A 22,135-nucleotide genomic window follows, 5' to 3' on the forward strand; every position below is an offset into this window, starting at 1 on the left:
CCGTGGCCCATGGATTTCACGTCAGGACGCGGGGATCAACAGCGAGGCATCGCCGTAAGAGAAAAACCGGTAGTTCCGCGCAATGGCATGGTCGTAGATCGCCCGCACCCGGTCCGTGCCCATCAGGGCCGAGACCAGCATCATCAGAGTGGATTTCGGCAGGTGGAAGTTGGTCATGAGGGCATCTGCCACGGCGAAGGTGAAACCTGGGTAAATGAAGATGTCCGTCTCGCCGCGCCAGGGGGCGATGGCGCCACTCTCCCGTGCCGCGCTCTCGATCAGGCGCAGGGCCGTGGTGCCCACCGGGATCACCCGCCCGCCGGCGGCCCTGGTCGCGGCGATTTCCGCCGCCGCAGCTTCGCTGACATGCCCCCATTCGGCGTGCATGCGGTGCTTTTCCACGTCCTCGACCTTCACCGGCAGGAAGGTGCCCGCGCCGACATGCAGGGTGACATAGGTCAGCTCCACGCCCTTCTCCTTCAGCCGCGCCAGCAACTCGTCATCGAAATGCAGCGAAGCGGTCGGCGCGGCGACGGCTCCGGTGTTGCGGGCCCAGACGGTCTGATAGTCCTGCTTGTCCTGGGCATCGGGGGCGCGCAGAGCGGCGATATAAGGTGGCAGGGGCATCTGGCCGGCCTCGGCCAAGGCCGCATCGAAATCACCCTCGGCCTCGAAGGCCAGGATGCCCTGGCCCTCCTCCTTGGCCTCCAGCCGGGCGGAAAGGCGCGGGGTAAATCGGATGACCTCGCCTTCACGGATCTTCTTCAGCGGTTTCAGCAGCGCCGCCCAGGTGCCCTCGGCGCGCGGCTCCAGCAGGGTCACCTCGATCCGCGCCTCGGTCTCGCCCTGGTCCGAGCTGCGCTTGCGGGTGCCCGACAGACGCGCCGGGATCACCTTGGTGTCGTTCAGCACCAGCCGGTCGCCGGGACGCAGGTAATCGCCCAGATCGCGCACGATGGCGTCGGTGATCCGGTCGCCCTCGGCCACCAGCAGCCGCGCGGAGGAGCGCGGGCGCGCGGGACGTGTCGCGATCAGCTCTTCGGGCAGGTCGAAGTCGAAATCGGAAAGCTGCACCTGGCGCTCCTGTGGTGGTCTCGGTTGGGTTTGCGGGCCTCGCGCAGAAGGCTGTCGCGGCGTCCGCTACACCCTCGGCCCGCCGGGCGCAATGGCGCCGCCGCGCCGCGTCACTGCCCGCCCGGGTCGGGCGGCGGACGGCGGAAGATTTCGCGGAACATCGCCGGGGTGAAGATCGACAGCGGGTTCACCCGCACGCGCGGCGCCGACGCCGGGCCGTCGATGTCGAAGTTGAACCCGATCAGCCCCTCGCCCTTGCGGGTCAGCAGCGCGCCGATACCGTTGAGCATGTAGAGAGGGGAGACCACCCCCTGCATCCGCAGCTGGTCCGCCGCCATGTCGTAGACCCCGTCAAGCGACACCCCCATGGAGGCACCGACCGCGCTGGCGCGGGTCACGGTCAGCCGGTCGGGAGACAGGCGGAACTCGGCCTCTACCGTGCCGAAGAGGATGCCGGGGCCCGAAAGCTGTTCCAGCAGCCCGACGATGCTCAGCGCGTTCAGCAGCTCGGCCACCGCACCGGCCTCCTGGATGCGGATGTCGGTGATGCGCAGGCTGCCGTCGTAGGTGCCCGGCGCGCCCGTGGGCACGAGATCCAGCACCAGGGCGCCACCGTTGCCGCGTTTGAGATACCCCGCGTCGGCCAGCGCGGCGCTGGCATCCGCCGCCTCGATGCGGATACGCCCGCCATCCAGCTGCGCGACAACCTCGGCGCCACCGTTGATGCGCCCGCGGAAACGGCCCTGCCCGCGCGCCGTACCGCCCGCCGACAGCGCCCCGCGCAGCCCGGTGACCGCCAGCGTGTCGGTGATCTGCAGCCGGTCCAGCGCCACGTCCAGCGCGCCTGATCCCCCCTCCTGCGGCAGGTCGGGCATCTGCGTCAGGTCGACCCGCCCGCCGGTCAGCGCCAGCCCCGGGGCCTGGCCGGCGCCGCGCGGCGTCACCTGTGCGGACACGTCCAGCCAGCGGCCAGCCGCCAGCCGGTCCAGGCGAACCGTCCCCAGCGTACCGCCCTGGGTGGCGGTCAGAGCCCCCGACAGAGCCAGCCCCGGGGCCTCCAGCCGCATCGCCTCCACCCGGACACCATCGGGGCCCATCTCGCCCTCGGCGCGGACCGTGCCCGTGGCGGCCTGCGACAGCGACCAGCCCAGCGACGGCACCGACAGGCCCAACCCCGCCAGGTCGCTTTCGATCTCGAAGCGCATCGGCGCATCGCGTGGCAGTTCCAGCGACAGGTCCGCCTGCGACGCGCCGCGCAGGGTGCCGGGCGGCAGGGCAAGGCCCAGCCCTTCGGCGCCCTCGGCATCCAGCCGCAGCCGTGCCGCGACCGTCGACGGCCCCGAGCCGGGGCCGATGTCCGTCTGCCACGCCCCGTCGAAGCCCACGCCGTCCAGCGTGCCCTGCCCAGCCACCCGCAGATGATCGTTGCCCCCCGTCACCTGCAACAGTGGCGCGCGCAGCACATGGCCCGGCGCCAGGGTGTCGCTTTCCACGTCGCGCACCTCACCCGCGTAGCTCAGCGAAATCGCCTCCAGCGGCACCTTCTTCATCAGCGGCAGTTTTAGAGACGCAGCAAGCCGGGCCTGCCCCTGCGCCAGGTCCGGGCTGCGCCCCGACTTGCTCAGCAGGTTCAGCGGATCGCGGTCGAGCAGGGTCAGCATGTCACCCAGGGCCCCGGTCAGCCGCAGACCCAGCTCGCCATCGGCGGGTTTCTGGCGCACGTTCGGCACCACAAACGTGCTGCCCGCGGCGTCGATGCGCCCGCCCCCCGGCACCTCGGCATGGCCGGCATCGGCCTGCACGGCGAAACGGCGGTTCGACAGGACCGCGCGCCCCCGGGCCTGCTGCAACGGCGGCATGGTTTTCATGAAGATCAGCGTGGTGTCGTCGAAATCGAACCCAAGCTGGATCTGCGGCGGGGCGTCCTGCGCCGCGCGCAGGCCGAACTGCAGGTTCGTCAGCCGCGCCTCCAGCAGGTTGCGCGCCACCCAGTCGCGGCTCTTGACCGCCACCGCCGGCGGCCAGAAGCCCAGCACATCGTCGGGCGACAGCGTGGCGCCGGGTCCCCCGCCCCCCTCCGCGTCCTGACCCGCAGCGGTCAGCGCCCCTTCCAGCCCCAGGCTCCAGCCCGTGTCGTCCGCCACCAACTGCCCGTCAGCCCGCATCACATGCTCGCCTTCGGTCAGGATCAACTCGCCGAGGGACAACTCGAAGGGATCGAAGCGCAGGCGCAGGTCCGCCTCCGCCCGTTCCAGCCGCAGGGGCGCGGCGAAGATGTCGGCGGGGTCCGCGACGATTTCGCTCGCGGCCAGCTGTCCCGTCATCTGCACCCCGCCGTCGGGCGCCGTGCCCAGGCGGAAGGCGCCCTCGGCCAGCAGCGACACGACCGGGCTGGCCACCGACAGCTCGCTGAACCGCAGCATCTGCGTCGCCGGATCGAAGGAGAAGTAGCTGCGCGCACTGTCGAAGGGGATCGGCCGCGTGCCTTCCGAGGGGCGCACCACCCCGCGCCCGATCTGCAGCGTGGCGTAGAGCGGGCCGACCGCGCCGTCCTCCTCCAGCGACAGGCGCAGCGCGCCCGACAGCGGCGCGCGCAGCACCCCCAGCCAGGCCAGCGCCGGGCTCTGGGTCGCCAGGTCCTCGGCCGGCATGTCCTCCACCGACAGCTGGAACTCGCCCGAATTGCTGTCGAGACGCGTGGTATAGCTGGTCTCGATCAGGGTGGCATAGCTGCGCCCGCCCAGCAGGGAGAAGTCACCCCGGATCACCAGCGCGGCGCCGTCCCGGTCCAGCACGATGCGCCCGCCGTCGACCGACCAGGACCGGTCGGCGCGCAGATCCTCGTAGACCAGGGTCAGGCCCAGCCCCTCGATCCGGTCCAGCGCGGCCAGATCGCGTGTCGCCAGCGAGGCCTTCAGCTCGGCCAGCACCAGGGCGATGTCGCGTTCACGTGCCTCGGCGCCCTGGTCCGGCGACATCAGGTCGAAGCGACCGTCGGCATTGCGCCGCACCCGCAGCTGCGCGCCCTCCACCGCGATCTCCTGCGGCTGCAACCGCCCCCGCAGCAGCGGGCCGGGCGCCAGCCGCGTCGTCGCCTGGTTCAGCACCACGCGCGAGCCGGTCTCGGGCAGGATCATGTTCAGGTCGCGCACCCGAAGGCGCGGATGCCAGGCCTCCTCGAAAACCACCGACAGCTCGCTGAAGGCGATCTCAAGCCCCGGCACCTGGGCCTCCAGCCGGGTCTCGATCCGCTCGCGCAGCCAGGGCGGTGCCACCAGCGGCTCTCCCCGCAGAAGGAAGCGCAACCCGCCGAGCCCCGCGCCCAGCCCCGCCAGCAGCACCAGCAACAGCAGCACCCGTGCCAGCCGGCTCAGCACGCGATGGTGCCTCGGCCTGGCTGCCAGAGCCTGCGGCTGCGGCTTCAGCTTGTGCATCAGGGTCCTGCGCCTCTTGGTGGATCGGCCGGGTTCGGGTGACGGGCGGATCGGGGCCGGGTTTTCGCACCCGGCACGTTTCATTCTGCTCTGCCTGCCGGTAATAGGGAAGGCAGCCCGACACGACAAGAAAGGCCAGGCCATGTCTCAAGAACTCGACGGCAAGAAAGCGCCGGATTTCACCCTTCCCCGCGCCGGTGGCGGCGAGGTGACCCTGTCGGCGCTGCGCCCCGCGCCGGTGGTGCTGTTCTTCTACCCCAAGGACGACACGCCGGGCTGCACCACCGAGAACAAGGATTTCACCACACTGGCGGATCAGTTCGAGGCCGCGGGCGTAAAGGTCCTGGGCGTCAGCAAGGACCCGGTGGCCAAGCACGAGAAGTTCCAGGCCAAGCATGAGCTGGCGACCGAACTGCTGTCGGACGCCGAGGGCACGGTCTGCGAGGACTACGGCGTCTGGAAGGAAAAGAAGATGTACGGCAAGACCTTCATGGGGATCGAGCGGACCACCGTGCTGATCGACGGCGAAGGCACCGTGGTGCGCGTCTGGCCCAAGGTGAAGGTCGCGGGCCACGCCGAGGAGGTGCTGGCCGCGGCCAAGGCACTGTGAGCCGGGAGACGAGCTGACGCGGGGGCCAGCCCCCGCACCCCCGGGATATTTCCGGCCAACAAATGACAGGGGCGCCGGTCCCGGCCGCGGGCCGGAGCGCAGGATGGGACAGGACGATGAAAACTCTTGCAGAGATGGCGGTCGAGGTGCTGACCACCGCCGATGGCCGGGAAAAGACTGCGCTGTCGCACCGGCACGCCGCCACCTGGTTTGCCGCGCGCGCCGCCGGTGAGGAGATCCCGATCGGTCAGGCCGCGCCACCGCTGCGCCCGGCCCGGCCCGAAAAGCCTGAGCTGCTGGACCCGCGCGAGGTGCCCCGCCGCCGCCCCGGCAGCCCGCAGGGGCGCATCGCCATCCTGCATGCGGTGGCCCATATCGAGCTGAACGCCGTGGATCTGCACTGGGACATGGTCGCGCGCTTCACCCACGTCCCCTTTCCCATCGGGTTCTACGACGACTGGGTGAAATCGGCGGATGAGGAATCGAAGCACTTCAACCTGATCTGTGACTGCCTGGAAAGCCTCGACAGCCACTACGGCGCCCTGCCTGCCCATGCCGGCATGTGGCGCGCCGCCGAGGATACCGTCGACGACATCTACGGCCGCCTGGCCGTGGTGCCCATGGTGCTGGAGGCGCGCGGCCTGGATGTGACGCCCAACATGATCGAGGTCTTCCGCAAGGCGCAGCTGCAGAACGTCATCGACGCGCTGGAGGTGATCTATGCCGAGGAAGTGGGTCACGTCGCCTATGGGTCGAAATGGTTCAACTTCCTCTGTGGTCGCGACGGGCTGGACCCGAAGCCGAAATTCCACGAGCTGGTCCGCCACTATTTCCATGGCGCGCTGAAGCCGCCCTTCAACGAGGAAAAGCGCGCCGAGGCGGGGCTGCCGCCGGACTTCTACTGGCCACTGGCGGATCAGCTCTGACCCGGCACACCCCCGAAACAGGTGCAAACCCGGGCGCGCGGACAGTCTCGATCGCCTGCCAGACCCTTGCAAATGAGCATTTTTCGGCAACTTCCCGCCAAGATCGGCGGATTTTCCCTGCTTCGGCGGGGGGGGGACCCAAACACCTTGCCCGACGGCAGACGCGCGGGTAACTGGGTTCAGGCGCCTGAGGTGGGGACCTCGCGACGGGCGCAAAAGGACGGGACAAAGAGGGATACGGGACCTCGTGAGAACCAGGCTAGAGATCCGCATGAGAGCGTTTCTGGAAAAGCATTTTCCGGAACGCAGGGTTTTTCTCCGCTCCGACGCGGACACACGGTTCATCCGGCTTCAGCCGATGACCCAGATCATCGCCGCGGCGGGCGGGACCATGATCGTCTCCTGGACGATCATCGCCACCGCGATCCTGCTGATGGACAGCATCGGATCGGGCAACTACCGCGAACAGGCGATGCGCGACCAGCAGACCTTCCGCGAAAGTCTGAACGCCATGGCCGCCGAACGCGACCTGCGCGAGCAGGAGGCGCTGGCGGCACAGGACCGGTTCAACACCGCGCTGGAGCGGATCTCGGTCATGCAGACCGAACTGCTGCAATCGGAGGCGCGCCGCGGCGAGCTGGAGACCGGCATCGACGTGATCCAGTCCACCCTGCGCAAGACGCTGGACGAACGCGACGAGGTTCGCGCGGAACTGGCGGCCCTGCAGGCACCTTCGGAAAACGGTGAGCGCGAGGCGCTGCCGGCCTATGCCGAAGACACGCTGAACGTGCTGACCGCCGCCCTGTCGGAAACCGCCGAGGAACGCGACGCCACCGAACGCGGCGCCCAGGACGCCCTGGCCCAGGCCGACGAGATGGCCGAGCGCATCGCGCTGATGGAAGACCAGAACGACGCGATCTTCCGCCAGCTGGAAGAGGCGATGACCGTTTCGGTGGAGCCGCTGGACAAGATGTTCCGCGCCGCCGGTATGAACACCGACACCCTGATCGACCAGGTGCGCCGTGGCTATACCGGGCGCGGCGGTCCGCTGACGCCCATCTCCTTCTCGACCATGGGCGAGGTCTCCTCGCCCGACACCGAGCGCGCCAACGCCATCCTCGAACGACTGGAAGAGCTGGACCTCTACCGCATCGCCGCCGAGAAGGCGCCCTTCGCGATGCCGGTGCATGGTCGCTTCCGCTACTCCTCGCAGTTCGGCACCCGTCGCGACCCGAAGACCGGCGGCATCCGCCAGCACTACGGCACCGACATGGCCGCCCCGGTGGGCACGCCCCTTTACGCCGCCGCCGATGGCGTCGTGACCCATGCCGGCTGGTCCTCGGGCTATGGCCGCCTGGTGAAGATCAAGCATGACTTCGGCATCGAGACCCGCTACGCCCATATGTCGCGCCTCGGCGTGAGCGTGGGAGAAAGAGTCTCGCGCGGGGAACGTATCGGTGATATGGGAGCTTCGGGACGCGTGACCGGCCCCCACCTTCACTATGAAATCCGTGTGGGTGGCAAACCCGTGAACCCCATGAATTATATCAAGGCGGCAAGAGATGTTTTCTAAGAGCAAAATCAACGAACCGGGTCCCAAGACCGCAGAGAACAGCGCCCCGGCAGCAACGGCCGATGCGGCTCCGAAGTCCAAGCCCGCGCCCGATTTCAAGCCCTCCGCCCCCAAGGCGAAGCCGCCGGCGTCGGTTCTGTCCTCGGATCTGCACATCACCGGCAACCTGAAGACCACCGGTGACATCCAGGTCGAGGGCACCGTCGAAGGCGACATTCGCGCGCATCTGCTGACCGTCGGCGAAAGCGCCACGATCCGCGGTGAGGTGACCGCCGACGACGTGGTCATCAACGGCCGCATCATCGGTCGCGTGCGTGGCCTGAAGGTGCGCCTGACCTCGACCGCCCGTGTCGAAGGCGACATCATCCACAAGACCATCGCGATCGAAAGCGGCGCCCATTTCGAAGGCTCCGTGCAGCGTCAGGACGATCCGCTGTCCTCCGGCACCAAGCAGCAGCAGGCCCCGGCCCGCAAGCCCGCCGCACCGGCCTCCGAGGGCTGACCCCCGCAAGGCCCGGATGGCCCCCAGATCCCGAAAGCCCCGGCGCGCCGCGACCGGGGCTTTTTGCTGTCCGACACCTCGGTTGCGCCGGTTCCCCCTCGCCGCGACCGCCGCCCGGCTGCCCGGTGCCACAGCTCCTGTTGCTGGACGAACCAACTGGACCGTCCGGGGCTGCAGATGCTGGAGAGCTACGACGGCGCGGTGGTCGCGATCAGTCACGACACCGCCTTCCTCGATGCCCTGCGCCCCAACCGGGGGTGATCTCGCTGAGGAACTGACCTACAGCGGTCTCATCCTGCCTAATTTTAGATCACTTCTTGCCGTCGATGGCGCGTCCGATCACCGGCAGCGGCCCGGGACCGGCCCCGCTGTCCCGTGGCACAGCCCCCTGACAACGCAGCAAAACAGATGCCGCAGCGGCAGTCCGGGCGCACCTCATAACATGTGCGCATAATCAAAGAAGGCATTGATATTTGCGTTATGGCAACCGAAACCGCCTAATCGCCCAAAGTTTTCCAGCGACGGTGCGAGCAAGGTGAAAGATCTGGGCGAATGGGATATCGTGGTGATTGGCGGCGGGCTTGTCGGCACGGCCACGGCGCTTGGCATGGCGCGCGACGGGGCGCGGGTGCTGATCCTCGACGCCGCCGACACCAGCTTCCGCGCCAGCCGCGGCAATTTCGGACTGGTCTGGGCGCAGAGCAAGGGCGCGGGCAGCCGCGACTATGCCACCTGGACCCGCAGCGCCGTGCGCGACTGGACCGCCCTTCAGGATGAGCTGCGCGAGCTCTCCGGGGTCGACACCCATTACCAGACCGGCATGGGCCTGCACCTGTGCCTGGGCGAGGCCGAATACGACAAGCGCGCCGCGATGATCGGCAAGGTCGCGGCGCATGACCTGCCGGGCGACGACGTGCACATGATCGACCACGACGAGGTGGCCGAGATCCTGCCCGGCATCGGCCCAGAGGTCACCGGCGCCTCCGTCTCCTCTCTCGACGGGGCCTGCCACTCTCTGTCGCTCTACCGTGGCCTCAGCCTCGCGGCGCAGGCGGCCGGGGCGACCCTGATCTCCAACGTGGCGGTCACCGCCATCAAGCCGCAGGATGCGGGCTATCTGGTGGAGGCGGCCGAGCTTTGCGCCCGTGCCGACCGCGTGCTAATTGCCGCCGGACTGGCGACCAACGCCCTGGCCGAACCCTTCGGCTTCCCGAAGATCGTCAAGCCGCAGAAGGGGCAGATCCTGGTGACCGAGCGCGCCGATCCGGTCGTGCCCGTCGTGACCTCCGGTATCCGGCAGACCCCCGAAGGCACGATCCTGATCGGAGACACGAAAGAAGAAACGGACGAGGACCGTTCCACCGGCGCCGGCATGAGCCAGCTGGCCCGCCGCGCCGCGCGGCTGTTCCCGGCCATCGGCAAGCTGCGGATCGTCCGGAGCTGGGCGGCCCTGCGGGTCCTGACGCCTGACGGCTTCCCCGTCTACGATGAATCCCCGACCCACCCGGGGGTATTCGTGGCCACGACCCATTCCGGGGTGACGCTCGCCCCGGCGCACCGTGGCCCCCTGGCCCAATGGATCCTCAACGGGCAGAAGCCGCCCGAGTTTTCCAGTTTCACGGCCCAGCGTTTTCAACAAGAAACCGAAGCACCAACAGGATGAAAGCAATGAAACAGACCCATCTCTCCCTCGTGGCCCTCGCCGCCGCCGGCCTGCTCTCCGCCGCACCGGCCAGCGCCCAGGTCAGCTGGACCTTCGGCGGCATCAACCCGCCCGGCGCGCCGGTCACCCAGGCCTCCAAGCGCTTCGCGGAGCTGGTCACCGAACGCACCGAAGGCCGCGTGACGGTCGATTTCTACGAAGGCTCGCAACTGGGCTCCGGCCCGGCCCAGATCGAGGCCATGGCCGTCGGCGCGCAGGAAGGCTACATATCTTCCGGTTCCAACGCGTCGAACCTGGTGCCCGAGTTCGGCGTCGTCGACATTCCCTTCGTCTTCGAAAGCCAGGAGCACTTCCTGAACTTCATGGAAAGCGACCTGGCGAGCGAGCTGAAGGACACGCTGCGCGACGATTTCAACGTGCGTATCTTGGCCACCAACTGGTTCCGCCTGCCGCGCGTATTCCTGACCAAGGATGACTGCGTCACCGGCCCCGAGGACATCGCCGGCAAGCGCGCCCGCGCGCCGGGTCTGCCGATGTTCATCGCTGGCTGGGAAGCCATCGGCACCGTGCCCGTCACCATCTCCTACGGCGAGACCTACATGGGCCTCAGCCAGGGCGTGGCCGACATGGCGGAAAGCGCCGGCGAACAGATCTATTCCTCCAAGTTCTACGAGGTCCTGCCCTACGTCACCGACGCGCGCATGATGTTCCCGCAGAACTCCGTCTACGTGGCCGAAAGCGCCTTCCAGATGCTGTCGGACGAAGACAAGGAGATTGTCACCCAGGCCGCCGAGGACGCGGGCGACTACTTCGTCGAGCTGGTGACCGAACAGACCGCGCCGAACCGCGCCACCATGGAAGCCGAGGGCGTGACCTTCTGCGAGATGTCGGACGAGACCCGCGCCGAATTCAGCGAACTGGTGTCGCAATCCGTACCGCACTTCGAGGAAGAAGGCCTGCTGCCCGAAGGATGGTGGGACGAAATCCAGGCCATGAAGTGATCGCGGCACTCGCCTGATCCCCCCGGCGTGCCGGCCCTGTGCCGGCACGCCCCCTTTTCTGCTAGCCGGAACACCTGACCATGACCCATCTGCTCACCGGTCTGCATCGCCTGACCCTCTGGCTGTGCACGGCCCTTGCCGTCGTGATCATCTGCGCCCTGACCGTCCAGATCACCTCGCGCTACGTCTTCAACGCGCCCGTCCACATGACCGATGACATCGCCGAGGTGTCGCTGATCTGGCTGACGTTCCTGGGGGCCGCCGTGGTCTATCGCGAAGGCGGCCATATCGGCCTCGACCTGATGAGCGACCTGAAGAACCAGGCCCTGCGTCGCGGTCTGCAGATCTTCCTGCACCTGTGTGTGATCGGCGTCCTGCTCTACGCGCTGACCCAGGTCCAGGCGCTGAAACCACTGATGTCCCGGCTCGACTTCGGCACCCTGCCCCGCAGCCCCTTCACCTCGAAGTTCGCGCTGATCGTCCTGCCCTACGGCATCGGAGCCGGGCTGACCGTGATCTTCGCCATCGAGGCCATCGTCAACGAATTGCGCGGCCGCAACGATACGCCCGGCACCAACAAGGCCGTCCAATGACCACTGCCATCTTCCTGATCCTCTTCTTCGGCCTGCTGATCCTCGGCCTGCCGGTCGCCTATACCATGCTGGTGACCTCGGCGATCTACATCCTGATGACCGGCCTGCCCGAGATCCAGCTGACCATGCGCGCCGCGGGCGGCATCGAGAGCTTCTCGCTGCTGGCGATCCCGATGTTCCTGCTGGCCGGCAACCTGATGAACGGCATGGGCGTGACCGAGCGGATCTTCAACTTCGCCGGCGTCCTGGTGCGCCACATCACCGGCGGCCTGGGCCACGTCAACGTTGTTGCCTCGATCCTCTTCGCCGGCATGTCCGGCTCGGCCGTGGCCGACGCCGGCGGCCTCGGCTCGGTCGAGATCAAGGCGATGGAGAACGCGGGCTATTCCAAGCGGTTCTCGGCCGCCGTCACCGCCGCCTCCGCCACCATGGGCCCGATCATCCCGCCCTCGATCACCCTGGTCGTCTATGGCTTCCTCGCCGAGGAATCCGTCGGGCGCCTGTTCCTCGGCGGTGCCCTGCCGGGCCTGCTGTCGGGCTTCGGCCTGATGGTCATCGTCTACCTGCTGGTGAAAAGCGGCCACGAAACCGCCCCGCGCCTGCCGCGTGCCAGCCGTCACGAGGTCTGCCGGGCCTTCTGGCGCGCCCTGCCCGCGCTGATGGCCCCGGTCATCCTGCTGGGCGGTATCCTGGGCGGTGTCTTCACCCCCACCGAGGCCTCCGTGGTCGTCGTGGTCTACATCCTCATCATCGGCACCATCTCGATGGGCTTCAGCCTGCCGCAGATCCGCAACGCCCTGCTGGGTACCGTGCGCACGGCCTCCTCGACGCTGTTCATCATCGCCGTCTCCGCCGTCTTCGGCTGGATCATCTCGATCCAGCGCCTGCCGGTCGAACTGGTGACGCTGATGGAAGACCTCTTCGTGTCCAAGGCCGCCGCCATCGCCGTGATCATCGTGATCCTGCTGGTCGTCGGCATGTTCATGGAGGTTCTGGCCGCGCTGGTGCTGCTGGTGCCGACGCTGCTGGCCATCGCCGCCAGCTTCGACATCGACACCGTGCACCTGGGCGTGACCGTGGTCGTGACCATGATGATCGGCACCATCACCCCGCCCGTCGGCCTCGTCCTCTATACGGTGATGTCGGTCTCGGGCGTGCGCATGGGCGAGCTGACCCGCTCCCTGGCGCCCTTCTACCTGGCGATGGTCATCGTCGCCCTGCTGGTCGCCTTCATTCCGCAGATCACGCTTTTCCTTCCGAACCTGCTGATGCCGACCGCTCAGTAACCAGATAATCAACCGATCCAAAGGGACCCAAGTACTATGTACCGTATTGGTTTCGACGTGGGTGGCACATTCACCGACTTCACGGCCCTCGAGGCCGGCAGTGGCCGCGCCATTCACTTCAAGACGTCCTCCACGCCGCATGATCCCTCCGAGGCGATCGAGACCGGCCTGCGTCACTATGTCGAAGAGCTGGGCGTCGCCCCCGACGCGTTCGAGTTTGTCGGCCATGGCACCACGGTGGCCACCAACATGGTGATCGAACGGCGCGGCGTGCCGACCGGGCTGATCACCACCAAGGGCGCGCGGGACGTTCTGGAGATCGGGCGCCAGACCCGCCCGCATCTCTTCGACTACGCGATCACCAAGCCCGAGCCGCTGGTCGAACGCTACATGGCGCTGGAGGTCAGCGAACGGCTGAACGCCGATGGCGAGGTGCTGGAGGCGCTGAACGAGGACGAGGTTCGTGCCGCCGCCGAAACCCTGCGCGACGCGGGCGCCGAAGCGGTCGCCGTCTGCTTCCTGCACGCCTACCGCGACGGGCGCCACGAACGCCGCGCCGCCGAGATCGTGCGCGAGGTGATGCCCGAGGCCTATGTCTCCATCTCCTCCGAGGTCCTGCCCGAGTTCCGCGAGTTCGAGCGGTTCTCCACCACCGTCATCAACGCCTATGTCGGCCCCCGCATGGACCGCTACCTGCAACGTTTCCTGCAGCGCCTGGCGGACATCGGCATCGAAAGCGCCCCGCGCACGATCCATTCCAACGGCGGCCTGATGTCGGTCGAGTCGGTGCGCAGCTTCCCCGTCCGCACCTGCCTGTCCGGCCCCGCGGCCGGCGTCGTGGGCGCGGCCAAGGTGGCCGGCGTCTCCGGCTATCCCAACATCGTCACCTATGACGTGGGCGGCACCTCCACCGACGTGTCGCTGGTCGAAGGCGGTCGCCCGGCCTTCACCACCTCGCGGCTGGTGGCGGACTACCCCGTGCGCTGCCCGATGCTGGACATCAACGTGATCGGCGCCGGTGGCGGCTCCATCGCGGCGCTGGACGATGCCGGCGCGCTGAAGGTCGGCCCCCGCTCTGCCGGCGCCTACCCCGGCCCCGTGGCCTATGGCCAGGGCGGCACCGAGCCGACGACCACCGACGCCAACCTGGTGCTGGGCCGCCTGGCCTCCGACACCCTGCTGTCGGGCCGGATGCAGGTCGATACCGAGGCCGCACGCAAGTCCATCGAAGAGGGCATCGCCACCCCGCTGGGCCTGACCGTGGAAGAGGCCGCCCTGGGTATCCTGCGCATTGCAGTGGCCAACATGGGCCGTGCGATCCGTGCCGTCTCCACCGAGAAGGGCCACCGACTGCAGGACTTCGCCCTCTTCGCCTATGGCGGCGCGGGTCCGCTGCATGCCGCTGCCGTGGCCGTGGAAACCGGCATGAAGTCGGTGATCGTGCCGGCCCAGCCGGGCACCATGTGTGCCCGCGGCATCCTGCTGTCGGACGTCGGCTTCGACTTCGTGCGCACCGGCGTCTCCACCGCGTCGCGGGACAGCTGGCCCGAGATCGGCGCCGCCTTCCACGAGATGACGGGCCAGGGCGACGCCTGGCTGGAAAACGAGGGCGTGCCGGCCGACCGCCGCTCCATGCTCTACGTGGTCGATGCGCGCTATGACGGGCAGAACCACGAGGTGCAGGTGCCGCTGGATGGCCCCGAGGCCAGCTACGACACCTTCCTCGACGGGTTCCGCGCCGCGCACCGCCAGGAATACGGCTACGACATCGAGGACCGCGCGGTCGAGATCGTCAACCTGCGCCTGTCGGTGAAGGGCGCCTCGGCGGCCTCGGCCGACAACGATCACACCCCCGAAGACCGCGACCCAGTGGTCGGGTCGCGCCAGGTCTATTTCGATGGCGGCTGGTACGAGACCAGCATCTACGAACGCGCCTGCCTGCCCGTCGGGCCCTACGTCGAAGGCCCCGCCATCATCCAGGAAATGTCCTCGACCACCATCGTGGAGCCGGGCCAGCGGCTGCGCGTGGATGCGTCGGGCACCATGATTATCGAGGTCTGAGCCATGACTGACACAAGCAAACCCGCCCTCTCCGATCCCATCGCGATGGAGGTCTTCACCAACCGGCTGCTGGCCGTGGCCGACGAGATCGGCACCTCGATGATCCGCGCCTCCTTCTCCTCCAACATCAAGGAGCGGAAGGACTGTTCGGTGGCCCTGTTCTCCGCCGACGGGCGGCTGATTGCACAGGCCAGCCACATCCCGCTGCACCTGGGCTCGCTCATGGGGTCTGTCGGTGCGGTGCTGAAGGCCTACCCTGCCGAGACGATGCGCGAAGGCGATGTCTTCATCTGCAACGACCCCTATGTCGCGGGTGGCACGCACACCCCCGACATCTCTGTGGTGACCCCGGTCTTCGCCGACGGGCGGCTGCGCTACTTCACTGCCAACATCGGCCACCATTCGGACGTGGGCGGCACCGTCCCCGGCTCGATCCACGGCGGCGCCACCTCGATCTTCGAGGAAGGCCTTCGCCTGCCGGTGATGAAGCTATTCCGCGAAGGCGTCCTCGACGAGGACCTGCTGCGGATGATCTCGCTCAACTCGCGCTCCTCCGAGGAACGCTGGCTGGACATCAAGGTGCAGGCGGCGGCGAACGAACGTGGCGCGCGGCTGATGCGCGAACTGGCCGACACCCTGGGCGCCGACAAGGTCGACGCGCTGGTCGAGGACCTCTTCACCTATACCGCGCAGCGACTGCGCAACCGCATCGCGGAGATGGAGGACGGCACCGCCACCTTCCATTCCAAGATTGAAAGCGACGGCCTAGGCCCGGTCGAGGTACCGATCCAGGCCAATGTCACCGTGAAGGGCGACCGCCTGATCGTCGATTTCGAAGGCACCGGCCCGCAGGCCCGCGGTGGTCTGAACGTGGTGGCCTCGGCGCTCAACGCCTCGGTCTACTACGTGGTGAAGACGCTGCTGGACCCCTACCTGCTGCCCAACTCCGGCATGTTCGACGGGGTGGAAATCTCCGCCCCCGAGGGCAGCCTGCTGAACCCGCGGCAGCCGGCAGCGACCGGCGCCCGCTCGATCACCTGCAACAAGGTGGTGCGCGCGTTGATCGGGGCCTTCTCGCAGCTGCTGCCCGAGGAACGCGGCCAGGCCGCCGGCCAGGACATCGTCCCGGTCATGGTCTTCGCCGGCAAGCGGCGCGGACGCGACGAGGGCTACGTCTACCTGGAATCCATCGGCGGCGGCGCCGGGGCCCGCGCCCTGGGCAACGGCATGGACGGGGTGCACGTGCATGTCACCAACTCCTCCAACCTGCCCATCGAACCGCTGGAGATCGAATATGACCTCCTCGTCGATGAATATGCCCTGGTCGAGGACAGCTCCGGTGCCGGTCGCTATCGCGGCGGCATGGGGATCGCGCGGCAGATCTCGGCGCCCAATGGCGGGGTGATCTTCACCGCCCGCTCCGACGGCCACCGTGAAGGCGCCCCCGGCGCCAAGGGCGGCACCGAGGGCCGCCCGGCGCGCCTGGTGAAGAACGCCGGCGGCGACCACGCCGAGGAGCTGAGCCCGATGATCGCCAACCTGTCGCTGGACGCAGGCGAGAACGTCCGGCTGGAGACCCCGGGCGGCGGCGGCTACGGCGACGTGGCGGCGCGCGACGCGGCGGCCCTGGCGGGCGATCTGCGCGACGGCCGGATGAGCCGCGAGCGTGCCGAGACGCTTTACGGCAAGGCCAAGCTGGAGGAGGCGCTGGCCCAGGTCTGATCCGACCAGCCCGCCCCAGAGAACATGGAAACGCCCGCCGCAGTCTCGCGGCGGACGTTTCTGTTTGTGCCGTTCCGTTGCCTGCAGGAGCCCCCTCCCCCTCGGCCATCCTGATACGAAGCGCCCACGAAAAAAGCCCCCCGCGCATGCGGGGGGCCCGTCGGGGAGAGGGGTCTGCGCCTTACTTGGCCGCGATCGTGGTGACCTCGACCAGGGTGCCCTCAGACAGCTCGGCGCCACCGATGTAGGCGCGGACGGGGAAGTTCTCGGCGTCCAGCCATGCCGTCCAGGCCTCGTTGAAGCCGGCCTTCTGGTCGTAGGCGGCGGAATAGATCATCACCTGCAGCAGCTTGTCCTTCGAGGTGCCGGCCATCGCCAGCAGCTCATCGAGCTTGCCGAAGATCTCCTCGGCCTGGCCCTTCATGTCCTTGCTCTTGTCGCTGGCGACCAGGCCACCGATGTAGACGGTATCCCCGTGTTCGACGACGCGGTGGTGGATCTTGCCGGGGATGTGACGGGTGATCATGAAACTCTCCTGTTCTGAGTTCGGGCTTCGTCGGGGATCGCGAAGCGGGTGAGGGTAAAGGGCGCGATCTCGGGCGGCATGCGCCCGGTCGCGATCAGTTCGGCCATCAGCGCGCCCGTCGCCGGGCCGAGCTGGAAACCATGGGTCGAGAAGCCGAAGGCGTGAAAGGCCGTATCGTGGCGCGCGGATCGGCCGATCACCGGCAGGCGATCGGGGGTGCGCCCCTCGATGCCGGACCAGCTGCGCTGGATCACGGCACCGGCCATGATCGGGAAGATCTCCCGCGCGGTCCGCGCGGTCTGGGTCATCTCGCGGAAATTGATGTCGGTGCGATTGCGGGCCGGGTCGGCCCGGCCCAGGCGCCCGCCGCCGATCACCACGGTGCCGTTCGGCATCTGCTTGAACGACAGCGGCCGCTGCGCGGTGCCGACCACCGCCGTGCAGAAGGGGCGCATGCGCTGCGTGACCAGCATCAGCGGCGCGACGGGTTCGAGGGGCACATCATCGCCGATGCGGGCCGCGATCTCTCCGCCCCAGGCGCCGGCACAGTTCAGCACGCGCCCGGCGGTCCAGGTGGCCTCGTCGGTCTCGGCGCGCCACAGCCCGGCCTCGTGCCGCAAGCGGCGCACCGGCTGGCCCTCGTGGATCCGCACGCCGGCCGCGCGGGCCTGGCGGGCGAAGACGCGGGTGGTCTGGAAGGGCTGCGCAAAGCCATCCTCCGACACCAGCGCCCCGATGCAATGCGCGGCCACCGCAGGCAGCAGGGCCCGCAGCTCGGCCCGGTCGATCAACCGCTCATGGCTGAAGCCGGCGGCGTGCATCCGCGCCACGCGGGCAGCGAGAACGGCCATGTCCGCCTCGCTTTCGGCCACCTTAACCTGCGGGACGGGCTGAAAGCCGCAGTCCTCGCCAGTGATGTCGGAAATACGATGCCACATGCGCATGGACCGCTCCGACAGAGGCACCTCCGCCAGGTCACGCCACAGGCGCCGCACGCCGCCGGCATTCACGCCCGAGGCATGGCGCGCCACGCTGTCCTTTTCCAGCAGCGTCACGCGCAACCCCGCCTTGGCGGCAAAAAGCGCCGCGGCGCAGCCATGCAGGCCGCCACCGATCACCAGGAGGTCGGACGCCGGGTTGGTCGTCATTCGTCGTCCGGCGTGAAGGCGGCAAGTTCGCTCAGCGGCAGCGGTTTCAGCGGCGGACGGATGCGGAAATAACCGGTGTCGCCCGGGCTGCGCCCGCTGCTTTCGGCCACCAGCCCCGTCACGGCGAGCCCGCAGACCCGGCCCTGGCAGGGCCCCATGCCTGTGCGCAGGAAGGATTTCACCTGGTTCGGTCCCGGCGCATTGGCGCGGGCCGCCGCACGGATCTGGCCCGCAGTCACCTCCTCGCAGCGACAGATCGTCGTGTCATCCGAGGGCGCCAGGGCTTGCGCCGACGGTGCATAGAGCGTTTCCAGGAAGGGCCGCACGGCCGCGTCCCGGGCCAGGGCGCGTTGCAGCGACGTGATTTCAGGCGAGGCCCGGCGACCGGCCTTCTCGGCCACCCGCAGACCCGTCAGCCGACCCGCCAGTGCGGCGGAGCGCGCCCCGCGGATCCCCGCCCCGTCGCCGGCCACGTAGAGACCGGGCACCGAGCTTTCGCCGTAGCTGTCGCAGACTGGCACGAAGGCCTTCTGCCGCCCGTCCCAGCGGTGCGCGCAGCGCATCAGCCGGGTGACCTGCTGGTTCGGAACGACCCCGTGGTGCAGGCCCGCACTTGCCGTCTCGATCCGGTGCGTCTTGCCCCGCGAGGTGAAGGAGACGGCCTCCAGCCGCTCGCGGCCCTCCAGCTCGATGTCGCGGGCATCGCGATAGATCGGCACGCCGGCGCGGCGCAACTTGGCCAGCAGCCCGGCGCCCTTGGTCAGGTAGCCCAGCCCGCGCAGCGCGCGCGGCAGGTGTTTCATCGCCCGGGCGTAGTTCGCCATGGGCACGGTTTCCACGATCGCCCTGGGCGGGCGCCCGGCCGCGACCAGCTGCGCCGCCAGCAACAGTTGCAGCGGGCCGCAGCCGACCAGCACCGGATCCTCGGCCAGCACCCCCGCACTTTTCATCAGGATCTGAAGCGCCCCGGTCGTCGTCACCCCCGGAAGGGTCCAGCCCGGCAGCGGCATCGGCCGCTCCAGCGCGCCGGTGGCCACCACCAGCGCATCAGCCTCGATCACATGCGACCGCCCGTCGTGGGAATAGGACAGGGCAAACCCGGCCTCGATCTCCTCGATATGCCAGACCGTGGCACCCGCCAGATGCACGGCTTCACTGGCGCCGAAGGCCCGGGCGAGATCCGCCCCGGCCTGGTAGTCGGGGCCAAGCAGGGTCTGCCGGGCCGCGGGGGCGCGGGTGACATCGCGGTAGATCTGACCGCCCGGGCGCGGCGCTTCGTCCAGCAACGTCACGCGCAGCCCGGCCTCGGTGGCGGCGACGGCGGCGGCCATGCCGGCGGGGCCGGCCCCGACGATGCAAAGGTCCTGACGTGTCATGCGGCACCCTTCTGGCGCTGAACCACCATGCCGTCCCGGATCTCGGTCATGCAGGCCTGACGGTTCGGCAGCCCGTCGATGGTGACCAGGCAGTCAAAGCAGGCGCCCATCATGCAATAGGGGGCACGGCTGTCACCGCTGACCGGCGTGCTGCGGAACGATCCGACGTTGCCGGCCAGCAGGGCCGCGGCCACCGTCTCCCCCGCCTGCGCCTGCATCGGCCTTCCTTCGAAAGTGAACTGGACCGGCGCCGTGACTGGTTCGCTACGCGTATACATTGCAGGTGGCTGGCTCTTCGTTGTGGTCGGGAAACTGTCGGTTCCGGGCCAGTTTCCTTGCAAGCCACCCTATAAATCAAATAACAATAGCACCGATCAGCATGCAGGAAAGTTATACAGATGTTGTCGCAGCGCGCGCTCGAAGCCTTTCACACCGTCCTTGAATGCGGCAGCGTCTCCGGCGCGGCAGAGATCATGCATGTGTCGCAACCCGCAGTCAGCCGTCTGATCCGCGACCTGGAGACCCGGACGGGCCTGCGTCTGTTCACCCGCTTCGGCGGCCGGATCGTGCCGACGACCGAGGCGCGGCAGCTGGCGGTGGAGGTCGAACGCGCCTTCGTCGGCCTCTCGGCGATCGAGAAGACGGCCCGCGACATCCGGCTGGGCAAGCAAAGCACGGTGTCCATCGCCGCCATGCCCGCCCTGGCCCACTCGATCCTGCCCGACACGATGGTGGACTTGCTGGCCAAGCGGCCCGATTTCCGCATCTCGCTGGAATCCATGCAGACCCACAACGTGATCCGGCGCGTTGCCACGCGGCAGAGCCAGCTGGGCTTCACCTCCCCCACGCGGCACGAGCATGACATTGACCTGATCCGGACGATCGAACTGCCCTACCTGTGCATCCTGTCGGCCGACCATCCGCTGGCGGCCCATGACCAGCTCAGTTTCGATGACTTCCTCGGGCATTCGGTCGTGGCCTTTGCCGACAATACCGCGACGGGCAGCATGATGAACCGCGCCTTCGCCCAGATGAAGCAGAGCCCCGATATCGTCGCACGTTCGCACCTGTCGACGATCGTCTCCGCGCTGGTGCTGCGCGGGCTGGGGGTGTCACTGGTCGACCCCTTCACGGCGCGGGTGCATGCCGATCACGGCGGCGTCGTGCGGCCCTTCCAGGGCACGCCGCCTTTCCGCCTGGCCATCATCCGTCCGCGGGGCATGGTCCTGGGCGCCGATCTGGAGGTCCTGCTGGAAACCTTCGAGGGCTGCCTGGCCAGCTACTAGGCCGCCGGTACGCTCGGTCTTCGCAGGTCACGGCCCTGGAGTTCAGGGGATCAGGCTTCCAGCTCGGCGTCCCAGTAGAGGAAGTCCAGCCAGCTGTCGTGCAGGTGGTTGGGCGGGAACCGGCGGCCCATGTTGCGCAGTTCCTCCGCCGAGGGCGGGCGCGGCGGCTTGCGCAGGCTCATCCCCGCGCGGCGCAGCGACTTGGACCCCTTGCGCAGGTTGCAGGGCGCACAGGCGGCCACCACGTTTTCCCAGCTGGTGATCCCGCCCGAGGCGCGCGGCACCACGTGATCGAAGGTCAGATCCCCCTTCGCCCCGCAGTACTGGCAGCAGAATTCATCCCGCAGAAAAAGATTGAAGCGCGTGAAGGCCACGCGCTTCTGAGGTTTCACGTAATCTTTGAGGACGACGACCGAGGGGATCCGTATCTCGGTACTGGGGCTGTGCACCCAGGTGTCGTATTCGGCCACGATATCGACCCGGTTAAGCCAGGCCGCCTTCACCGCCTCCTGCCAGGGCCACAGCGACAGCGGGTAATAGGAAAGGGGTCTGTAATCCGCATTCAGCACCAGCGCCGGGTGCTGTTTCAGGAACGCCGGTTCCCGTACGAATTCGCGTCTGAAGTCTCCGTCCATCGTCACAAGTGCTCCCGCCCTGCCTGCCGTCTTCAGCACCAGAGCGGGGAGACCCGCCCCAGCCATGAGTCAACTATATATCGCGTCCAGAACCTGGCAAGCCCCACGATCTGCAATTGACCTGCCTCTGCTCTACCGGGATTGCGTAACGCTGAAATGACAACCATCGGCGGTTATCCACAGGGCAGGCCCTGGGGCACTGGCCGGCGGCGCGGCGGGGGCTATCTTTGGGGCATGCAAGACGAAACGCCCCTTCCCCCCGCCCCGCCCGAGGCCCTGCTGGAAGCTGCGCTTTACGCAGAGGACCTCGACACCACCGCCCGCTTCTACGCCGATGTGTTAGGCCTGCCCGAAATCGCCCGGGTCGAGGACCGGCATGTCTTCTTCCGCGTGGGAAACATGGTGCTGCTGCTGTTCCAGCCGCTGGCCACCGCCGCCGGGGGCAGCAACCCCGAGCTGCCGGTGCCGCCCCATGGTTGCCGCGGTGAAGGGCACCTGTGCTTTTCCGCCTCCGCCGCCGAGATCCACGCCTGGCAGGAGCGGCTGGAGGCCGCGGGTGTGCCGGTCGAGGCCGACTTCCACTGGCCGAACGGCGCCCGGTCGATCTATTTCCGCGACCCGGCCGGCAATTCGCTGGAGTTCGCCGAACCGCGCCTGTGGTTCGATGAGGTCTGAGCTGGCGCCGGGGCGGCTTGGCCGCCCCGTCCGGGCTCAGGCTT

The 22,135-nt window shown here is 68.3% G+C and carries 19 protein-coding genes; 12 read left to right on the forward strand and 7 right to left on the reverse strand.

From position 1 onward, the window contains the following. Nucleotides 1-21 precede the first annotated feature (21 nt). Nucleotides 22-1,074: a tRNA preQ1(34) S-adenosylmethionine ribosyltransferase-isomerase QueA gene (gene queA / locus LC066_RS03135; protein WP_224896497.1), complete on the reverse strand. Its 1,053-nt coding sequence runs from the start codon at nucleotides 1,072-1,074 to the stop codon at nucleotides 22-24. A 110-nt stretch (nucleotides 1,075-1,184) separates the two neighbouring features. Beyond that, nucleotides 1,185-4,508 carry a DUF3971 domain-containing protein gene (locus tag LC066_RS03140; protein WP_224896498.1) on the reverse strand — a complete coding sequence of 1,108 codons (3,324 nt, stop codon included), beginning with the start codon at nucleotides 4,506-4,508 and terminating at the stop codon, nucleotides 1,185-1,187. A gap of 142 nt (nucleotides 4,509-4,650) precedes the next feature. On the opposite strand from LC066_RS03140, the gene LC066_RS03145 reads away from it, so the two are divergent. The 10 genes from LC066_RS03145 to LC066_RS03190 all read left to right on the forward strand — a co-directional run bounded on the left by LC066_RS03145 (nucleotide 4,651) and on the right by LC066_RS03190 (nucleotide 16,445). Further along, nucleotides 4,651-5,118 (forward strand): peroxiredoxin, encoded by a 468-nt coding sequence (locus LC066_RS03145; protein WP_224896499.1) that lies wholly within the window; start codon nucleotides 4,651-4,653, stop codon nucleotides 5,116-5,118. A gap of 116 nt (nucleotides 5,119-5,234) precedes the next feature. Beyond that, nucleotides 5,235-6,044 (forward strand): ferritin-like domain-containing protein, encoded by an 810-nt coding sequence (locus tag LC066_RS03150; protein ID WP_224896500.1) that lies wholly within the window; start codon nucleotides 5,235-5,237, stop codon nucleotides 6,042-6,044. A 247-nt stretch (nucleotides 6,045-6,291) separates the two neighbouring features. Beyond that, nucleotides 6,292-7,617 carry a DUF5930 domain-containing protein gene (locus LC066_RS03155; protein ID WP_224896501.1) on the forward strand — a complete coding sequence of 442 codons (1,326 nt, stop codon included), beginning with the start codon at nucleotides 6,292-6,294 and terminating at the stop codon, nucleotides 7,615-7,617. Further along, nucleotides 7,607-8,119, forward strand: coding sequence for a bactofilin family protein (locus tag LC066_RS03160; protein ID WP_222474637.1), 513 nt, complete (start codon nucleotides 7,607-7,609; stop codon nucleotides 8,117-8,119). Before LC066_RS03155 ends, LC066_RS03160 begins: the two co-directional genes overlap by 11 nt. Before the next feature lie 535 nt (nucleotides 8,120-8,654). Continuing rightward, nucleotides 8,655-9,782: an NAD(P)/FAD-dependent oxidoreductase gene (locus LC066_RS03165; RefSeq protein ID WP_222474638.1), complete on the forward strand. Its 1,128-nt coding sequence runs from the start codon at nucleotides 8,655-8,657 to the stop codon at nucleotides 9,780-9,782. Nucleotides 9,783-9,787: 5 nt separating this feature from the next. Then, nucleotides 9,788-10,783, forward strand: coding sequence for a TRAP transporter substrate-binding protein (locus tag LC066_RS03170; protein WP_224896502.1), 996 nt, complete (start codon nucleotides 9,788-9,790; stop codon nucleotides 10,781-10,783). Nucleotides 10,784-10,863: 80 nt separating this feature from the next. Next, the gene (locus tag LC066_RS03175) at nucleotides 10,864-11,376 is read left to right on the forward strand and encodes a TRAP transporter small permease (protein ID WP_224896503.1); all 513 of its coding nucleotides are present in this window, start codon (nucleotides 10,864-10,866) and stop codon (nucleotides 11,374-11,376) included. Next, nucleotides 11,373-12,662 (forward strand): TRAP transporter large permease, encoded by a 1,290-nt coding sequence (locus tag LC066_RS03180; RefSeq protein ID WP_224896504.1) that lies wholly within the window; start codon nucleotides 11,373-11,375, stop codon nucleotides 12,660-12,662. The genes LC066_RS03175 and LC066_RS03180 overlap by 4 nt, the downstream gene beginning before the upstream one ends. Before the next feature lie 36 nt (nucleotides 12,663-12,698). Continuing rightward, on the forward strand, nucleotides 12,699-14,723 hold the full coding sequence (locus LC066_RS03185; protein WP_224896505.1) for a hydantoinase/oxoprolinase family protein: 2,025 nt from the start codon (nucleotides 12,699-12,701) through the stop codon (nucleotides 14,721-14,723). 3 nt (nucleotides 14,724-14,726) lie between these two features. Then, nucleotides 14,727-16,445: a hydantoinase B/oxoprolinase family protein gene (locus LC066_RS03190; protein ID WP_224896506.1), complete on the forward strand. Its 1,719-nt coding sequence runs from the start codon at nucleotides 14,727-14,729 to the stop codon at nucleotides 16,443-16,445. A 181-nt stretch (nucleotides 16,446-16,626) separates the two neighbouring features. On the opposite strand, the gene LC066_RS03195 is transcribed toward LC066_RS03190, so the two are convergent. Genes LC066_RS03195 through LC066_RS03210 form a run of 4 tightly spaced genes read right to left on the reverse strand, consistent with a single transcriptional unit; the run spans nucleotide 16,627 to nucleotide 19,773 of the window. After that, a complete protein-coding gene (locus LC066_RS03195) occupies nucleotides 16,627-16,971 on the reverse strand; it encodes a RidA family protein (RefSeq protein ID WP_222474644.1) in 345 nt (114 codons plus the stop codon). Then, nucleotides 16,968-18,119, reverse strand: a complete 1,152-nt coding sequence (locus LC066_RS03200; RefSeq protein WP_224896507.1) for an NAD(P)/FAD-dependent oxidoreductase — start codon at nucleotides 18,117-18,119, stop codon at nucleotides 16,968-16,970. The genes LC066_RS03195 and LC066_RS03200 overlap by 4 nt, the downstream gene beginning before the upstream one ends. Then, nucleotides 18,116-19,495: an NAD(P)/FAD-dependent oxidoreductase gene (locus LC066_RS03205; protein ID WP_224896508.1), complete on the reverse strand. Its 1,380-nt coding sequence runs from the start codon at nucleotides 19,493-19,495 to the stop codon at nucleotides 18,116-18,118. Before LC066_RS03205 ends, LC066_RS03200 begins: the two co-directional genes overlap by 4 nt. After that, a complete protein-coding gene (locus LC066_RS03210; RefSeq protein ID WP_224896509.1) occupies nucleotides 19,492-19,773 on the reverse strand; it encodes a (2Fe-2S)-binding protein in 282 nt (93 codons plus the stop codon). The genes LC066_RS03205 and LC066_RS03210 overlap by 4 nt, the downstream gene beginning before the upstream one ends. Nucleotides 19,774-19,893: 120 nt before the next feature. Here LC066_RS03210 and LC066_RS03215 point away from each other — a divergent pair, with 120 nt between their 5' ends. Further along, on the forward strand, nucleotides 19,894-20,781 hold the full coding sequence (locus tag LC066_RS03215) for a LysR substrate-binding domain-containing protein (protein ID WP_224896510.1): 888 nt from the start codon (nucleotides 19,894-19,896) through the stop codon (nucleotides 20,779-20,781). A gap of 50 nt (nucleotides 20,782-20,831) precedes the next feature. Here LC066_RS03215 and LC066_RS03220 read toward each other — a convergent pair whose 3' ends face one another. Beyond that, nucleotides 20,832-21,416, reverse strand: a complete 585-nt coding sequence (locus tag LC066_RS03220) for an HNH endonuclease (protein WP_224896511.1) — start codon at nucleotides 21,414-21,416, stop codon at nucleotides 20,832-20,834. A 234-nt stretch (nucleotides 21,417-21,650) separates the two neighbouring features. On the opposite strand from LC066_RS03220, the gene LC066_RS03225 reads away from it, so the two are divergent. Next, the gene (locus LC066_RS03225) at nucleotides 21,651-22,091 is read left to right on the forward strand and encodes a VOC family protein (RefSeq protein WP_222474650.1); all 441 of its coding nucleotides are present in this window, start codon (nucleotides 21,651-21,653) and stop codon (nucleotides 22,089-22,091) included. Nucleotides 22,092-22,135: the final 44 nt, after the last annotated feature.

The organism is Pseudooceanicola marinus (assembly GCF_020177265.1).
GTDB lineage: Bacteria > Pseudomonadota > Alphaproteobacteria > Rhodobacterales > Rhodobacteraceae > Pseudooceanicola > Pseudooceanicola marinus_A.

Bases quoted from the DNA above. Each gene is read 5' to 3' on its own strand.
- LC066_RS03175 (WP_224896503.1), top strand. From the start codon at position 10,864: ATGACCCATCTGCTCACCGGTCTGCATCGCCTGACCCTCTGGCTGTGC.
- LC066_RS03150 (WP_224896500.1), top strand. From the start codon at position 5,235: ATGAAAACTCTTGCAGAGATGGCGGTCGAGGTGCTGACCACCGCCGAT.
- LC066_RS03180 (WP_224896504.1), top strand. From the start codon at position 11,373: ATGACCACTGCCATCTTCCTGATCCTCTTCTTCGGCCTGCTGATCCTC.
- LC066_RS03170 (WP_224896502.1), top strand. From the start codon at position 9,788: ATGAAACAGACCCATCTCTCCCTCGTGGCCCTCGCCGCCGCCGGCCTG.
- LC066_RS03160 (WP_222474637.1), top strand. From the start codon at position 7,607: ATGTTTTCTAAGAGCAAAATCAACGAACCGGGTCCCAAGACCGCAGAG.
- LC066_RS03195 (WP_222474644.1), bottom strand. From the start codon at position 16,971: ATGATCACCCGTCACATCCCCGGCAAGATCCACCACCGCGTCGTCGAA.
- LC066_RS03200 (WP_224896507.1), bottom strand. From the start codon at position 18,119: ATGACGACCAACCCGGCGTCCGACCTCCTGGTGATCGGTGGCGGCCTG.
- LC066_RS03140 (WP_224896498.1), bottom strand. From the start codon at position 4,508: ATGCACAAGCTGAAGCCGCAGCCGCAGGCTCTGGCAGCCAGGCCGAGG.
- LC066_RS03215 (WP_224896510.1), top strand. From the start codon at position 19,894: ATGTTGTCGCAGCGCGCGCTCGAAGCCTTTCACACCGTCCTTGAATGC.
- LC066_RS03220 (WP_224896511.1), bottom strand. From the start codon at position 21,416: ATGGACGGAGACTTCAGACGCGAATTCGTACGGGAACCGGCGTTCCTG.
- LC066_RS03210 (WP_224896509.1), bottom strand. From the start codon at position 19,773: ATGTATACGCGTAGCGAACCAGTCACGGCGCCGGTCCAGTTCACTTTC.
- LC066_RS03145 (WP_224896499.1), top strand. From the start codon at position 4,651: ATGTCTCAAGAACTCGACGGCAAGAAAGCGCCGGATTTCACCCTTCCC.
- LC066_RS03225 (WP_222474650.1), top strand. From the start codon at position 21,651: ATGCAAGACGAAACGCCCCTTCCCCCCGCCCCGCCCGAGGCCCTGCTG.
- LC066_RS03185 (WP_224896505.1), top strand. From the start codon at position 12,699: ATGTACCGTATTGGTTTCGACGTGGGTGGCACATTCACCGACTTCACG.
- LC066_RS03190 (WP_224896506.1), top strand. From the start codon at position 14,727: ATGACTGACACAAGCAAACCCGCCCTCTCCGATCCCATCGCGATGGAG.
- LC066_RS03205 (WP_224896508.1), bottom strand. From the start codon at position 19,495: ATGACACGTCAGGACCTTTGCATCGTCGGGGCCGGCCCCGCCGGCATG.